General features: G+C 38.9%; 1 pseudogene. It reads right to left on the reverse strand.

What is annotated here, in order from left to right:
- A pseudogene (locus ACEO2X_RS14195) lies at nt 1–460 on the reverse strand (elongation factor 4); the annotation flags it as partial.

Consider the following 460-nt stretch of genomic DNA (forward strand, 5'->3'; position numbering starts at 1 on the left):
GCCATAAAGGCTTCTTGAGGAACTTCCACGGACCCAATTTGTTTCATCCGTTTCTTCCCTTCTTTTTGTTTCTCTAACAATTTACGTTTACGAGAAACATCGCCACCATAGCATTTAGCCAGTACGTTTTTGCGTAAGGCTTTAATATCTGAACGAGCCACAATTTTTTGACCAATCGCCGCTTGAACTGGGACTTCAAACTGTTGACGTGGAATTAGTTTTTTCAATTTCTCAACAATCGCTTTCCCACGCTCAAATGCGAAATCTCGGTGAACAATAAAGCTTAACGCATCCACTTTTTCAGCATTTAATAGAATATCCATTTTCACTAGGCGGCTGGTACGATAGCCAGCCATTTCGTAATCTAAGGATGCATAGCCTTTTGTACTTGATTTCAATTTATCGAAAAAGTCAAACACGATTTCAGATAACGGAATTTCATAAACTACGTTTACACGAT

Origin of the sequence: Acinetobacter sp. AL9 (genome assembly GCF_041464035.1) — a bacterium.
GTDB classification, from domain to species: domain Bacteria; phylum Pseudomonadota; class Gammaproteobacteria; order Pseudomonadales; family Moraxellaceae; genus Acinetobacter; species Acinetobacter towneri.